Here is a 14,797-nt window from a genome sequence, read left to right as displayed (position 1 = left end):
ATATATGGGGCTCAACTGATAACTAAGGGTGTGTGATTGTGGCGGAAGCAATGCGAGAGCGTATTTTTGCAAATCTTGAACGTAATGAGGTTTATCCGGGGCAGGTATTAGTAGCAGCGCCCGATACCGATTCCGATGAGGCGAATCGAGGTGTCATCCTAATTATTAGCCATGATACTGAAGGGACCCTCGGGGTATTGCTGAACCATCGCACTGATATGGCCGTTGCTGAGGTGCGTCCTGATTGGCAGCCGTGGGTAGCGAAGCCTCAGACGCTGTACCACGGGGGTTCGACGAATCCCGAGATGGCTATCGCAGTGGCGGTAACAAAGCCCGAGGTGGATAATTCTCAGATCTCTAGCCTGATGCGCATCACTAACCGTATAGCCTTGGCGGATCTAGGCCTAGCGCCCGAAAGCATTGCTGAGTATATCGAGGCGGTGCGCATCTTTGTAGGTACGTATTTTTTCGCCCCAGGTGAACTCGAAGCTGAGATAGCTGAAGGAGAATGGTATGTTGCTCCCTGCTTGCCGAGCGATGTCATCGCGCCAGGTGCAGTAGATTTGTGGGGTGATATTATGCGGCGTCAACCCATGCCGCTCCCCCTTCTTGCAACGCACCCAGGTTTAGACGTAGACGAGAACTAACATGACAAAGCCGCAATGTTTCACGTGAAACATTGCGGCTTTAAACGTGTGTTAGTTCTCGAGTTCCGGGAATTTGGTTACGGCATCCTCCCATAACCTTAAGAATTCGTCGGCCGTTACGTCAAAAGCCTCAATATCAGGAAATGTGTCAAACGTATCGGGATGAGGCACACGTTTATTAGGTGTGCTAGCAAGCCCTGCAGCGTAGTCGGGAGAACCAGCGCCCTGGATGACACCCTGGGGGTCGAGTTCGATGATCCGCTGCAGCTCACACTGTGTGGGGTCTAAGGGTTTTAACTCGGCGATATGACTAACCGATCCAGCTCCCTCAATAGTGAGGTCCAGTCGGATATAAAGCAAGTGCTGATCCATCTACGGTCCTTTTCTTCTGTGACTTTATGGCGGTAAGTTCCACACCCCTAGTTTACGTGGTGATCGGGTTCGAGCTGCGCGCCATATCGTGCTGCCAACCACGAGCACATCATGAGCTGAATCTGGTGGAAGATCATCAGGGGGGTGATGAGCACTCCGATATTGGCGGCGCCGAAGATGATAGCCGCCATGGGTAGGCCGGTAGCGAGCGATTTCTTAGAACCGCAAAATTGGATAGCGCGGGTATCACTCATGGTAAAACCTAAGCTTTGCCCCACCTTGTACGTGAGAGCAAGCGTAAGACTCACTATTGCAATGGAGATGACAATCAGAAGGATGATATCGCGATAACTAATACTCGCCCACAATCCCGTTACCATGCCGGCTGAGAAGGCAGAGTAAACCACCATCGCGATAGAAAGACGGTCAACCACCTTCGTGGCCTTATTCTTTGCCACCTCTGCTACAAGTGGCCTTGATAGCTGGCCTAGGATAAAGGGCAGGAGTAGCTGTAGTGCGATATTGAAGAAAACGCTGGCGTCGATACGCAGAGTAGTGGTTGTTGTCATGGTGAGCATCACCAAGACGGGAGTTAGAACCACTCCCAAGAGATTGCTCAAAGAGGCGCTGACGATGGCGCCAGCGACATTACCTTTCGCGATGGAGGTAAATGCCACCGAGGACTGCACCGTGGAGGGAACGAGCGTGAGGTAAAGGAGGCCGATATATAACTGGCTTCCAATAATGGCTTCCACGGGTTTGAGAGCTAAGCCAATCAGTGGAAAGAAGACAAAGGTAAACACAACGATAACCAGATGCAATCTCCAGTGCTTGATCCCCTCGAGGGCTTCAGCAGTGGACAGTCTAGCTCCGTAGAGGAAGAAAAGAAGTGCAATGGCCAGAGCAGTGGCCGCGGAAAAGTACTCGGCGGCGGTACCGCTTATGGGGAAAACCACTGCGCCGAGCACCGCTAGGAGAATTAAGACGATAAGGGGATCAATTTTGGGCATAGCTTTTAACCGCTAATAGTGGCCGTGGTACCCACAGTGCTGATCTCGAAATCCTTCAAGGGGTCGCGAGCAGGCCCTGTTAGTACTGCCCCATCGACGATAGAGAATTCTGAATGGTGAGTTGGACACCGCACAAGATCGCCGTCTACTTCGGTGATCTGAGAGTGCTGGTGTGGGCAGTCGGCGGAATAGGCTTTGTATACCCCAGGTTCAGGTTGGGCGAGGATGATGCCATCTCGTATGATCGCACTGCCGACAGGGACGTCGCTGATATCCATCTCTTGCGCCTTCCCAGCGCAGGCAGTTAAGACCAAACCGGAAAAAGTCGATGCGGTGGCGAGGAGAAAGATGCGCCGCGAACAGGTTGATTCAGGTGAAGATTTCGGTGTAGTCATGACTGCTAGTATCTCACTTTTTTCGCCTATATGCTTTTTTTGGGCGTCCTCACGATACTCCACTCCCTTCCCTGCCGCGTCTATGGTCAAGCGACAGTTATCTGGACGCACAATTATCAAGATGGTCTAAGGTCAGCGGTTATGACTCCTTTATATTTAGTCACAGTGACTAAATAAGGCCACAGTGCGCTACCCCCAGGTCGCTGAATTGTGAACAGAAAAAAAGACCCACCCCGCGGTGGGTTCACATATTTTTCAGTTACTGATCAGACCTTTTGGCCGCCTGGCGGACAGCCTCGAGATCGATGGCGGTACTTGCTCCTCCCCCACAACAATCACCCGAACATCCAGACGATGACTCCTTATTGCTTCTGAGGATCCCAGCGGCACGAGCTGCTAGAGAATTACCCAAACCAATCATATATAGAGCACCAATAAAGCTAACTGCGGTGATGGTGAGCAACCAGCTCAGTCCGCCATAGATCGGCGCGGAGCCAATTGCGATAAGTACTCCTGCAGCTACCCACAGTGGACCTGCCAGAGAGTGAGCGTGATCCCAGATGTCTTTGGATGCACGTACCTCTGGCACCTTGATTCCAATAAATCGGTTACCGGGGAGATTTTTCGTCCATGCCAGAACGCCACTCATGATCACGATAAGAGCACAGGCGCTCGCAAGAAGACCGAGAAAAAACATAGAGGAATTATATCACTCAGACCTGTCGGAGAATCGGCGAGGGGCGGATCACAACCTAGGCATTAAGGGGGTACGTTGGGGGTAGTTAGGGCAAGCGAGGAGCCTATGCTGACGTGTGCAGCCAGCGTGACTAGGAAAAATACCTATTGAGCGCTAGATTGAAAACCTAAGGGTGGACTTGTGCGCTCGGGCACCAAGCTGAGTTAGATCAGGTTCCGGGATGGAAAAACACCATCCTCCTCCAGTACCACAATCATTTGTATATAAAAGATAGGAATATATCAATGGACTTACGCAGGATTTCATCCTCGCTGCTCTTCAAGATCATTGTCGCCATCATATTGGGCATTATCTGTAGTCTCTTCTTCCCGGAGACTCTAGCCCGTGTCTTCGTCACCTTCAACGGGCTCTTCGGTAGTTTCCTCGGATTCTTTGTTCCCGTGCTTATCTTCGCCCTTATCACCCCTTCTATCGCAGGTCTGGGACGCGGCGCCGGTAAATGGTTAGGAATCACCACCGGTATAGCCTATGGTTCGGCTGTCATTTCGGGTCTGATGTCTTGGGGTATCGCAACGCTGATCTACCCATGGCTGCTCGCCAATCAGGATGAAGTTCGCGTCTCTGATATCGATGAGGGCGCTCTCACGGCGTATATCTCGATCGAAATGCCCGCCCCTATGCCTGTGATGACTGCTCTCATCCTTGCTTTCGTTCTCGGCGTGTCTATGACCACTGTAAAGTCGGATACTCTTTACGGGGCCGTCGCTGATCTGCGGCGTGTTGTGATGAAGGTTATCGCTAGCTTTATTATCCCGCTACTGCCTATCTATATTTTCGGCCTCTTCCTCTCCCTCGGTATGAATGGCAACTTAATAGATATTCTCTCGGCGTTTACCAAGGTGCTGCTCTTGGCCATCGTTTTCTCTTTTGTACTGCTGGCAATCCAGTATCTGCTTGCGGGTGCGATTACCGGCCGCAACCCTTTGACCGCTCTGAAGAATATGATGCCGGCTTATTTCACCGCGCTTGGCACCTCCTCCTCCGCCGCTACCATCCCGGTTACCTATGAATCAGCCCTGAAAAATGGTGTTTCCCGCTCTGTTGCGGGCTTCGTAGTTCCGCTCTGCGCCACCATTCACCTCTCTGGTTCCATGATGAAGATCTCGCTCTTCGCCTTCGCTATCATGTTCCTCGATGGTATGGCATTGCCTTTGCCGCTCGCCCTCGGTTTCATCCTCATGCTGGGTGTGACCATGGTAGCCGCACCGGGTGTTCCTGGTGGAGCTATTATGGCGGCAGTGGGGCTCCTATCGTCCAATTTAGGCTTCACCGATGAGCAGGTGGCGCTAATGATTGCCGCCTATATTGCCATTGACTCCTTCGGTACGGCCTGCAATGTGACCGGCGACGGTGCCATCGCCATGGTGATTGATAAATTTGCCAAGGGCACCATCGTTCGCAGCGAGCTTGATGAGGGCGACGATCTCGGCCTTGCGCTCGCTATTTCGGGCGAAGAGCATACAAAGTCCTAGCTGATACCATCCCACCCCAAGAGATCACCCTGATCTCTTGGGGTGTTTTTTGTTGGCCATCAACTCTCAGGTGGGGTTAGGCGGCCTCAACAATTTTTCTATTGCTTTACAGAAATGGGGTAAATCTGATTAAATAAAGGTCCATGGCAAAAAACACTGGTTTTGACCGTGGCGCATATATTGAAATGCAGTCGCGACATATTCAGGCTCGTCGCGAAGAAATCGGCGGAAAACTCTATCTCGAAATGGGCGGGAAGCTCTTCGACGATATGCACGCCTCACGCGTCCTCCCTGGATTCACTCCCGATAACAAGATCGCAATGCTTGAAGAGATTCGCGATGACGTCGAAATACTTATTTGTATCAATGCCAAGGATCTAGAGCGCCATAAGATTCGCGCCGACCTTGGCATTACTTATGAAGACGACGTGCTCCGCCTCGTGGATGTCTTTCGGGATCGAGGTTTCCTCGTCGAGCACGTGGTGCTGACTCAACTCGAAGACGATAATCGTCTTGCACATTCTTTCTTAGAGCGCCTCGAGCGCTTGGGACTCAAGGTAGCCAAGCACCGTGTCATTCCAGGCTACCCCACCGATATGGATCTTATCGTCTCCGAGAAGGGGCTCGGCCGCAATGAATATGCCGCCACGACAAGAAACCTCGTTGTTGTGACGGCGCCAGGACCGGGTTCCGGGAAGCTCGCTACCTGCCTGTCCCAGATTTACCACGAGCATCGCCTGGGTATTAATGCCGGCTACGCAAAATTTGAAACCTTCCCTATCTGGAATCTCCCTCTCGAGCACCCCGTCAACCTTGCCTATGAAGCTGCAACGGTAGACCTCAATGACGCGAATGTCATCGATCACTTCCACCTTTCCGCCCACGGGGAATACACCGTGAACTATAATCGCGATGTCGAGGCTTTTCCATTGCTGAAAACCCTCCTGAAACGTCTCACAGGAGCCGAACCTTATCAGTCGCCAACTGATATGGGTGTGAATATGGCCGGTCTGTGTATTACCGACGACGAGGTGTGTCGTGAGGCTTCTCATCAGGAGATTATCCGCCGTTATTTCAAAACGCTTGTCGACGAAGCCCGAGGTGGTCTGGATTCTACCCAATCGGATCGTGCCGCCGTGGTGATGGCTAAAGCGGGTATCAGCGTCGAGGATCGACGTGTAGTTCAACCAGCGCGCGATAAAGCAGCCGCAACCGGTCAGCCAGGTTCTGCGATCGAATTAGCCGATGGCACCATTATTACAGGGGCCACGTCTCCCCTGTTGGGCTGCTCTGCTGCCATGCTTCTCAATGCCTTGAAGTATTTGGCGGGGATCGACGATGAGGTGCACCTTTTGTCGCCGCAGTCCATTGAGCCTATTCAGTCTCTTAAAACGGATCATTTAGGATCGCTCAACCCTCGATTGCATACAGATGAGGTGCTGATCGCGCTATCTGTTTCTGCTGGCAGTGATACGCAAGCGAAAGCCGCTCTCGATCAACTCAAGCATTTAGAGGGATGTGATGTCCATACCACTACGATTCTCGGTTCCGTTGACGAGAGCATCTTCCGCAATTTAGGGATCTTGGTAACCTCCGATCCGCAATTTCAACGCAAGAGTTTATATCAAAAGCGTTAATGGGACCCCATGGCCCGCACCGAAGGGCCATGGGGTTTTCAATGTTTCACGTGAAACATTTAGTGTCAGATCGTCGCAGCTTTCATCTTCGCGATATAGCTACCTAACTGTGCAAGGAGATCCTCACGTGATTGATCACCCTGATAGGTAGCAATAATGGAACTTAAGGCAGAACCAGTTATCGCTCCCCTAGCTCCAGCTGCCAGAGCATTCGTCACATGCTCCGGCTTTGAAATGCCAAATCCTAGGAGTACGGGTGGGCCATTGAAACGGGCGATATTTTCCACAACTTCCTTCAGGCCCGTCATCTGGGCGGTACGCTCGGTACCCGTGACTCCATCACGGGAGATGGCATAGATATAGCTTTGAGATAGTTGAGCGACCTCGGCAAGGGTTGCCGCTGAGGCCTGAGCGGGAGCAATGAAGATGGGGGCGATATGTGCTGCGTGGGCTGCGCGCACAAAGGGCAAAGATTCTCTAACAGGAAGGTCTGGCATAAGGATACTATCAGCGCCAGCATCTGAAAATTCTTGATAGAACGCGTCAATACCACGGCTAAATGCCACATTGCTATAGACGAGCATTCCTATAGGGATATCGGGGAACTCCTCGCGAATACGGCGAATTAAGCTCAGACATACCTCAATGGTGCCGCCGGCGTTCAGGCCTCTCAGATGTGCGGCGGCGATGGTAGGACCATCGGCGACAGGATCAGAGAAAGGTACCCCGAGTTCGAGAGCGTCGGCACCGTGGCGAATAGCGGTGCGGATAATATCGAGTGAGGTTTCAAGGTCAGGGTCGCCTAGCATAAAGAAAGGGACGAAGGCACCTTCGGAACCCAATCGCTCAAAGAGGGCCTCGTAGCGATTCATGACATTTTCTCCTTTGTGATCGATAATTCGGGATGCTCGGAGAGGATACGGCGCACATGATCAATATCTTTATCGCCGCGACCAGATAGGCATACCACGATCGTTAGCGACTTCCTTTCCTTCTCCGCTTCCACGGCAGCCTTCAGGGCATAAGCCATGGCATGGCTGGATTCCAAGGCCGGGAGGATCCCCTCATAGCGACTGAGTAACTGGAAAGCTTCTAAAGCTTCAGCATCGGTGACAGGGATATACTGGGCCCGCCCCGTTTTGGCCAGATGGGCGTGTTCGGGACCGACACCAGGGTAATCAAGCCCAGCGGAGATGGAATACGATTCTAAAACCTGCCCATGAGCATCGCGCATCAAATAACTATGCGTTCCATGCAAAATTCCCTCAGAGCCGTGGGTGATGGTGGCTCCATGAAGTCCTGACTCGATTCCTTTACCCCCTGGTTCGGCGCCGACTAGAGCCACGGAGGGCTCATCGATAAAATCAGCAAAGATGCCTATGGCATTCGATCCCCCACCCACGCAGGCAACAACCATATCTGGCAGCGTTCCTATGCGCTCGATAATCTGAGCCTTGGCCTCGCGCGAAATCACTCGGTGGAACTCCTTGACAATAGTCGGGAAAGGATGTGGACCGGCCGCTGTACCGAGAAGATAGTGAGAAGTGGAAAAGTGAGCGGTCCAATCTCGCAGTGCTTCATTGACGGCATCCTTGAGGGTGCCAGAGCCAGAATGAACCGGAATAACTTGAGCCCCCATCAGCTCCATTCGGTAAACATTCGGTTGTTGTCTGGCGATATCATGGGCACCCATATAGATCACGCAGTCCAGACCTAGCAGAGAACACGCGAGCGCCGTTGCGGTCCCGTGTTGGCCAGCACCCGTCTCGGCGATAATCCTCGTTTTCCCCATGCGCTTTGCGAGGAGAGCCTGGCCGATTACCTGATTTGTTTTATGAGCTCCCCCATGGAGAAGATCCTCTCTTTTGAGGAAGATCCTGACATACTGTTTCCCCGTCAATGGAAGATTCGAGCACTCGGTCAACGGAGTGGGGCGACCGAGATAGTCTTTGAGATAGCGCTGAAATTCAGCGAGAAAATCGGGGTCCGATTGGGCGTGGATAAAAGCCTGCTCCAACTGATCAAGGGCAGGTATGAGGGATTCTGCGACAAACTGTCCTCCAAATTCGCCGAAATAGGCTGGGAGCTGTGAGGCTTGGATAGTCATGGATGTCCATTCGGGTAGGTTTTGGGTTTTTAAAAAGGGTTGAGGGGATTGGCATAGCGGCGGATAGAGGTGAAGATATCCTTGATGAGTGCAGCGTTCTTATGGTGCTGGTACGCGCTCCCGCGCGGGTATTCGAGTCCGGAATTGAAATCTAAACCTCGTGTTCCCACAGCGAGGGCATCATCGAGGTGGTCAGCAGAGATACCGCCTGCCAAGAGACAGTGATGCGCTATATCGTTGGGGACTCGCGCCCAGTCGAAGCTAAGGCCACTGCCACCGTGATGCGCATCGAGGACCAGAAGATCGACGAGCGGCGCTAAATTGCGAGCTAGCTGTGGTCCCTGTGGTGAGGTCATAGAGACGGCGCGCCAAACAAAGAGCCCGTCCCCATAGCGATCTCGGGCCCGTTGAACGAGTGACTCCTCTTTTTCCAGCGAACCCTGATAGGGAGCGTGAAGTTGGATTGCGTAAAACCCCTCATTATCAAAGGCTGGCCAGTTCTCGGTATCGGTCGTGACCGCGATATAGTCAAGGCCAGGTTCATTTGTTATGACTTTTTGCGATGTTTCACGTGAAACATTGCGTGGACTCGAGGGGGCAACAATGAGACCTCCGTACCTCGCCCCGGCGGCGCGGGCGACCTCAGCTACCTGAGGTGAACGCAGACCGCATACCTTATGGTCGCCGTAGATCAAGGAGCGGCAGGCTCGGTCAATATCTTCTTGGGAGGTCAGCTGAGAGCCCACGAGAAAAGCGTCGGAGTGGGCGGCGAGGGAGCGAACTGTTCGATGATCGCGAATTCCGGACTCAGCAACCACCACCGCGCGATCGCCAATGATTTCACGTAGGCGGGCTGAGCGGGTGAGATCGATACTAAGATCGTGGAGGTTGCGGTGATTCACCCCTATGATCCGAGCCCCTAGGTGAAGGGCTCGCCTAGCCTCATCGGCGTTGACGACCTCCGTGAGAATATCCATTCCTAACTCAGTGGCTCGGCGAGCAAGTAAGCGGTACTCGGCATCGCTTAGAACGCTCAGCATTAAGAGGACGGCATCCGCACCGAAATAACGCGCAGCTGTTATCTGGATTTCGTCGATAATAAAATCTTTACACAGGACCGGAAGATGGGTGCTCGCGCTGACAGTTGCGAGATGATCATAATCTCCGCCAAAGAAGCTCGGCTCGCATAAGACCGAGATCGCAGCCGCATACCGGGAGTAAACCCGTGCGATCTCCCCCGGACGATATTCAGAACGAATAAGACCCAAGGAAGGGGAAGAAGACTTGCACTCTAGTATGAACTGCGCGCCGGGTTGGCTCAGACTCAGCTCTAGACTCCGCTGCGAACGCGGCAGTGAAGAATTTTCTATCCCTGGGATGCGGGAGGCAATATCAGCCAGTTGATGGCGCCGTGAACGCACAATATTTTCCAGGATAGTGGGCATTTTAGCGTCCATAATCTGCCCTCTCATGAAGGTCCAACCAGCGATCGACGACCTGATCATCGAGAAGCGCCTGAGCCCGCTGAACGCCTTCCTTAAAAGTTTGGGCCTGACCGTGGAGATAGAATATGGCACCAGCTGATGCACACAGGGCATCTCGGTGTGCTGCGCTACCGCGTCCGGCGAATACCTGGCGCAGGAAGGCAGCATTCGCAGTGGCATCGCCCCCACGTAACGCAGAAATGGGGCGGCGAGTTAATCCCAGGTCTTCTGGTGAGAGTTCATAATGGTCGATTGTGCCATCGGGTAGTAACTCCCATATTGTAGTCGGCGCGTGTAGGGCAATTTCGTCCATTCCCCCACCGTGGACAACCATAGCTCTCTTGCGACCTAGATCTCGAAATACTCGGGCGATCATACCCCCTAGAGCCGGATTAGCGATCCCCATGAGCTGAAACTCGGGTTGTACCGGAGAAAGAATCGGACCAATGGTATTGAAAATAGTGGGAATTTTTAATGAGGTGCGTACAGGTACAACGTGGGCCACCGCTGGATGATAGGCGGGAGCAAAAAGGAAGGTGAAGCCCGAGGATTCGAATTGACGTATGGCCCGTTCAGGATCGAGATCGAGGGGGATACCTAATGCTTCGAGGACATCCGCCGATCCAGATTGTGAGCTGACGGAGCGATTCCCACATTTAATCACTTTCGCACCACCCGCGGCGGCGATCAATGAGGCTCCAGTTGAGATATTGATGGTATGGAGACCGTCGCCTCCAGTACCAGCGGTATCCAGCACACCCTCGCCAGAAATAGGAATCGGGCGAGCTGCCTTTAAAAAGGCCCGAGCTACTCCAGCGATATCCGCATAGGTTTCACCCCGCGTCCGAATAGTAGCAAGAAGTGCTGCGATATGGATATCGTCGTACTCCCCGACCGTTAACGGGGCGAATACCTCGGCCACTTCCTGGACAGAGGGGGTTGGGTTATCTAAAAAAGCGACAAATCTTTCGTGCATAGTTGTCATGAGTTGAGATCCTTCGTTAAGACGATGATCGGCATAAGAGCGAGATCATGCGATCAATGATCTCAGGCCCTTGCGGAGTGAGAATAGATTCGGGATGGAATTGCACCCCGATAGCTCGCTGATCCTCAGTGATAGCGGCCATGACCACAGGGCCAATATCCGAGGGTGCAGTAGCAAGAGATACCATTCCTGTGGGTACGGTTACCGCTCCGAGAGAGTGATAGCGCGCTACCGGAACCGTGACTTTGTCGCCGCGAACTCCCGGTATCCTCTCGAGGCCCAGACCGTGAAAGAGGGGGCTCTTTTCACCTGCTGGGCTTAATTCCATCAGATCTGTGGTGCCATGGACGGGACCGCAGGGTTCTATTCGGCCACCACAGTGCTCCACGAGCGCTTGGAATCCTAAGCAGATACCAAGAATCGGAATGCGACCGATACAGTTGTCAATGAGCTCCATCATTTTGCCTGCCTGCGCTGGGTAACCAGGCCCTGGAGATAGACAGATGAGATCGGGTTGGGCTTGCAGGACCTGTTCAATCGGCACCGTATTGCGAAAGACGATGCATCCATAATCACTGAGAGCGTCGACCAAGTTATAGACAAAAGAATCGTGATTATCGATGAGAACAATCCGGATGGTCATGAACGTTCCACCTCTAGCTTTCGTCCTGCGGCTTGTGCGATAGCATCCAGCACCGCATATGCTTTGTGCACCGTCTCGTCAGCCTCGGCTTGAGGCGAGGAATCTCGAACCACCCCAGCACCCGCCTGTACCGCCGCCTGGCCATCTTTGACAAAAGCCGATCGAATAATAATACAACTATCCAAGCTGCCGTCACCGCGCACATACCCTAATGCACCTCCATAGGAGCCACGGCGCTGCTGCTCAACTTCGCGCAAGAGGGACACCGCACGCAGTTTCGGCGCTCCTGTGAGTGTTCCCATATTCATACATGCTCGGTAGGCATCTAAAGCATCGACCTCAGGATGAAGCGTTGCAGTCACTCGCGATACCAAATGCATTACTCGCGAATACCGATCGACGTGCAAGAGTTCGTCTACCCTGCGGGTGGCGGGGATGGACACACGGGCGAGGTCATTGCGGGCGAGATCCACGAGCATTATATGCTCAGCTATTTCTTTTGCGTCGGTGCGCATGACTAATTCTTGGCGTATATCTAGCTCCTCGTTAATGCTGCCATCGCTATTGAGACCTCGGGGTCTCGTGCCCGCGATGGGATAAAGCTGAACCTCTCGGCTCCTGTGATCGAAAGTGAGATTAGATTCCGGTGACGCTCCAAAGAGTTCAAAGCTCTCCCCCGCGGCACTTTCTTTTCCGCGCACATAAAACATATAGGGTGACGGATTCGTTTCCCGCAGTACTTTATAGGCTGCAAAAGCATCCGGGCATTCGAGAGTAAATGTGCGGGCCGGGACAACCTGATAAATATCCCCAGAATAAATTGCCTCCTTTAACCGTGCGATATGAGCACAAAAGACACTGTCACTAAGATCAGCTCGTGCTTGCAACGGTTCTTCTTCGCCGACGGGGGGAACATCCGAGGGAAAATGCTGCGGTGCGTGGCTAATCTGTTCCTTCAGCTGCAAAGCACGCTGTGTGGCGGCCTCCGCACTTAAGCCAAGGACCTCAATATCAGCGGTGCGCTCGCGATGATTAATTCGTAATATCTCTTCAGCTACGAGGAATTGATAATCGGGGTAGCTATTATGACCCATAGCAACCGGTGGCAGCTCTTCAAAAGTTTCTAAAAGATCGAAGGCAAATCCCCCAGCCAAAAATGGAAGGATCTGACCCGAGTAGGAGGCGTGAAGGGCCAACAGTCTGAGTACGTGGGTATTATTGATGGCGAGAAGACGAGCTCGCTCATCAATCTCATTGCTTGGGGGGAATTCTACTACTAGCAGATCCGATGAGTGCTCACAGCGATAGTCTGATAATTGCACAGCGAGATCGTCAATAATATGGCACCCTATATCGGATAACGCCTCGATACTCACCCGAGGGCCAGAACATGTGACGCGAGCAGCTCCTCTGATGATGGCCAGACACGTCGTTTTCTTCTTCGAGGCGATATCTGCGCCTTCAAGGAGGACGGAATCATCGCGTACGGTGGCTCCCAGAAACTGAAAGAGTCCAGCGGCATCGTCTCGGTATTCGACTTTCTCTACGTGGGTGCTGATCATTCAGAGCACCTGCTTTTGGGATTGAGATAAGTGTGCATGGGGTACTTTCTTGAACTCATAGGAATCGCTGTAATGCTGCTAGCAGTGAGTACAAAAAAGACCCCCACCAACAACACTATGGCTGGTTCCGAGGGCCGATATTTTTAATAAAGAATCAACGAAGAGCCCGCGGACTACGGGCGCCACCAGAAATTCTTCATCGTATTCATTAACACGTAATCTACATGTCTCCCCGGGCTCTTGGCAATTCTTTTTCCTTAATAGGGGTGGTTTTATTGGTTGAAAAGTTTGGCGAGAAGCCACTCGAATAATGCCACGACCTATAGTTTACCCTTAACCTTTTTCGTCACACTGACGTAACGAGCCTGATCCGTGACAGCTAGTGACATCTCACGCGGTGACTGAAATCTCTAGGATTTAACAGCTCAATAGATTATCCTCGAGCTCATGCGACGTTTAATTACTTATGCCCTCGTGGGTGTCCTCTCGGTAGCACTCAACACAGCTGCACCGGCCACAGCTCTTCCTGTGGTTCCAGATGATCTCAACGTCTTTCCGCACTCAGATATTCAGGCCCATCCTTCGATCTCAGTGACCGATGAGAACGGTAATCCCATCACTAAGCCAGTACATCGCGGCGATATCCTTTATGTTCATGGGAGCGGGTTTGACCCTGGTGCCAACCGCGGCGGTTTTATTTTCCCCATTCCTCCTGGGGTTCCTAACGGTGTCTATGTTCTTTATTCGGGATTGGCCAACGACTGGAAACCGTCCGAGAAAGCCCCAAGTTCGGCGCGCCAGCACCCCCATGATCGTATGGCGTGGATGCTCACCGAATCTAGTCTCGCGGCCGTGCCGGACTTCCCTGTAGATATGCGCAGGGTACTTGCTCGAGTGGCACAGCCTATGCACGATGACGGCAGCTTTGTTGCCCGTATTGTCGTCGACCCACCAGCGACTACCGCCGGCGATCAGTACGGAGTCTATACCTATGCTGCTGCTGCAAGTATAAATCCAGACGAAGAACTTTTTATCCCCATCCCATTCGATCCAAGCCCTGGGCCGCGCACGTCTATTCCGACCCGTGATTTGCTCGTTGATGCCTCTGGCATGGAAGCAGTCACCTCCGCACTTCGGGGTGGAATCGGTACGCGCGAGGGCGCTGATCGCACCGACGATGAGGTTAGCTACACAAAGGAGGCCGATCAGCCCGATGGGGTTATTCGCTATAAGGGCGTGGTGCTCTTGAAGGCTAAATTCTCAACTTTAGAAGTAGCCGTGGCCAATCCGTGGCTACATCCTCGTCGCGAGGGTGGATATAGCGTGAGTGCTGAGATTTCGCGTGGTCTCAATCTGGGCACTGATAGCATGCAGCGGACGGTTATCGGACATGTCGACGCAGCTAGCGGAACGCAAACACTGCATCACGGCATCATTGATTTAGCTACCCTCACTTTTGCTTCCTAGCGAGCTTGGGCTCTACTACAGTGATACTGAGCGGTTTTTTCACGTGTGCGGTGGAGAGTCAGTGCAGGAGGTAGCATTAGCCCGCGGATATGGGACCTCGCGCTGTCTCATCTGTTATATCAGTGGCATTCAGTGAGGATAAATCTAGCTAAAATGAACATGGTTTGCTTTGAGGCATCAGCTCCATTTAGATTGTACTCAATTCAAATCTCAACTTTATGGTAGACAAAGGACGCGTTATTGCACTCGTACCAGAGAT

At 52.6% G+C, this 14,797-nt stretch carries 14 protein-coding genes; 4 read left to right on the top strand and 10 right to left on the bottom strand.

Annotated elements, in window-relative coordinates; translation table 11 throughout:
• The first annotated feature begins 50 nt into the window (after nucleotides 1-50).
• Nucleotides 51-647 (top strand): YqgE/AlgH family protein, encoded by a 597-nt coding sequence (locus NXS13_RS07065; protein WP_259158640.1) that lies wholly within the window; start codon nucleotides 51-53, stop codon nucleotides 645-647.
• A gap of 51 nt (nucleotides 648-698) precedes the next feature.
• Here the strand turns inward: NXS13_RS07065 and NXS13_RS07060 are convergent, their stop codons facing one another.
• From NXS13_RS07060 to NXS13_RS07045, 4 genes are all read right to left on the bottom strand, one after another.
• A complete protein-coding gene (locus tag NXS13_RS07060; RefSeq protein WP_259079504.1) occupies nucleotides 699-1,019 on the bottom strand; it encodes a hypothetical protein in 321 nt (106 codons plus the stop codon).
• Between the two features lie 47 nt (nucleotides 1,020-1,066).
• Nucleotides 1,067-2,029 (bottom strand): bile acid:sodium symporter family protein, encoded by a 963-nt coding sequence (locus NXS13_RS07055; RefSeq protein WP_259079505.1) that lies wholly within the window; start codon nucleotides 2,027-2,029, stop codon nucleotides 1,067-1,069.
• A gap of 5 nt (nucleotides 2,030-2,034) precedes the next feature.
• Nucleotides 2,035-2,379 (bottom strand): Rieske (2Fe-2S) protein, encoded by a 345-nt coding sequence (locus NXS13_RS07050; protein ID WP_396124771.1) that lies wholly within the window; start codon nucleotides 2,377-2,379, stop codon nucleotides 2,035-2,037.
• Nucleotides 2,380-2,683: 304 nt separating this feature from the next.
• A complete protein-coding gene (locus NXS13_RS07045) occupies nucleotides 2,684-3,121 on the bottom strand; it encodes an SdpI family protein (RefSeq protein WP_259079508.1) in 438 nt (145 codons plus the stop codon).
• A gap of 284 nt (nucleotides 3,122-3,405) precedes the next feature.
• On the opposite strand from NXS13_RS07045, the gene NXS13_RS07040 reads away from it, so the two are divergent.
• Both NXS13_RS07040 and NXS13_RS07035 read left to right on the top strand, forming a co-directional pair.
• Nucleotides 3,406-4,653 (top strand): dicarboxylate/amino acid:cation symporter, encoded by a 1,248-nt coding sequence (locus NXS13_RS07040; protein ID WP_259158607.1) that lies wholly within the window; start codon nucleotides 3,406-3,408, stop codon nucleotides 4,651-4,653.
• Nucleotides 4,654-4,796: 143 nt separating this feature from the next.
• Nucleotides 4,797-6,290, top strand: coding sequence for a DUF1846 domain-containing protein (locus NXS13_RS07035; RefSeq protein WP_259079518.1), 1,494 nt, complete (start codon nucleotides 4,797-4,799; stop codon nucleotides 6,288-6,290).
• A gap of 65 nt (nucleotides 6,291-6,355) precedes the next feature.
• On the opposite strand, the gene trpA is transcribed toward NXS13_RS07035, so the two are convergent.
• From trpA to NXS13_RS07005, 6 genes are read right to left on the bottom strand one after another with little or no spacing between them, the layout of a single operon-like run.
• A complete protein-coding gene (trpA, locus tag NXS13_RS07030) occupies nucleotides 6,356-7,162 on the bottom strand; it encodes a tryptophan synthase subunit alpha (RefSeq protein WP_259289539.1) in 807 nt (268 codons plus the stop codon).
• Nucleotides 7,159-8,397, bottom strand: a complete 1,239-nt coding sequence (gene trpB / locus NXS13_RS07025; RefSeq protein ID WP_259079533.1) for a tryptophan synthase subunit beta — start codon at nucleotides 8,395-8,397, stop codon at nucleotides 7,159-7,161. Before trpB ends, trpA begins: the two co-directional genes overlap by 4 nt.
• Before the next feature lie 29 nt (nucleotides 8,398-8,426).
• Nucleotides 8,427-9,854 (bottom strand): bifunctional indole-3-glycerol-phosphate synthase TrpC/phosphoribosylanthranilate isomerase TrpF, encoded by a 1,428-nt coding sequence (trpCF, locus tag NXS13_RS07020; protein WP_259289538.1) that lies wholly within the window; start codon nucleotides 9,852-9,854, stop codon nucleotides 8,427-8,429.
• The gene (gene trpD / locus NXS13_RS07015; protein ID WP_259289537.1) at nucleotides 9,844-10,866 is read right to left on the bottom strand and encodes an anthranilate phosphoribosyltransferase; all 1,023 of its coding nucleotides are present in this window, start codon (nucleotides 10,864-10,866) and stop codon (nucleotides 9,844-9,846) included. The genes trpCF and trpD overlap by 11 nt, the downstream gene beginning before the upstream one ends.
• Before the next feature lie 16 nt (nucleotides 10,867-10,882).
• Nucleotides 10,883-11,509: a glutamine amidotransferase-related protein gene (locus tag NXS13_RS07010; protein WP_259289536.1), complete on the bottom strand. Its 627-nt coding sequence runs from the start codon at nucleotides 11,507-11,509 to the stop codon at nucleotides 10,883-10,885.
• Nucleotides 11,506-13,071, bottom strand: a complete 1,566-nt coding sequence (locus tag NXS13_RS07005) for an anthranilate synthase component 1 (RefSeq protein ID WP_259158614.1) — start codon at nucleotides 13,069-13,071, stop codon at nucleotides 11,506-11,508. The genes NXS13_RS07010 and NXS13_RS07005 overlap by 4 nt, the downstream gene beginning before the upstream one ends.
• A gap of 447 nt (nucleotides 13,072-13,518) precedes the next feature.
• Here NXS13_RS07005 and NXS13_RS07000 point away from each other — a divergent pair, with 447 nt between their 5' ends.
• Nucleotides 13,519-14,538 carry an HtaA protein gene (locus NXS13_RS07000; protein ID WP_259079561.1) on the top strand — a complete coding sequence of 340 codons (1,020 nt, stop codon included), beginning with the start codon at nucleotides 13,519-13,521 and terminating at the stop codon, nucleotides 14,536-14,538.
• The last annotated feature ends 259 nt before the right edge of the window (nucleotides 14,539-14,797 follow it).

The organism is Corynebacterium sp. ES2730-CONJ (assembly GCF_024834055.1).
Classification (GTDB): domain Bacteria; phylum Actinomycetota; class Actinomycetes; order Mycobacteriales; family Mycobacteriaceae; genus Corynebacterium.
Note: the sequence above shows the minus strand (reverse complement) of the source record. Positions and strands in the feature narration are given on the sequence as shown.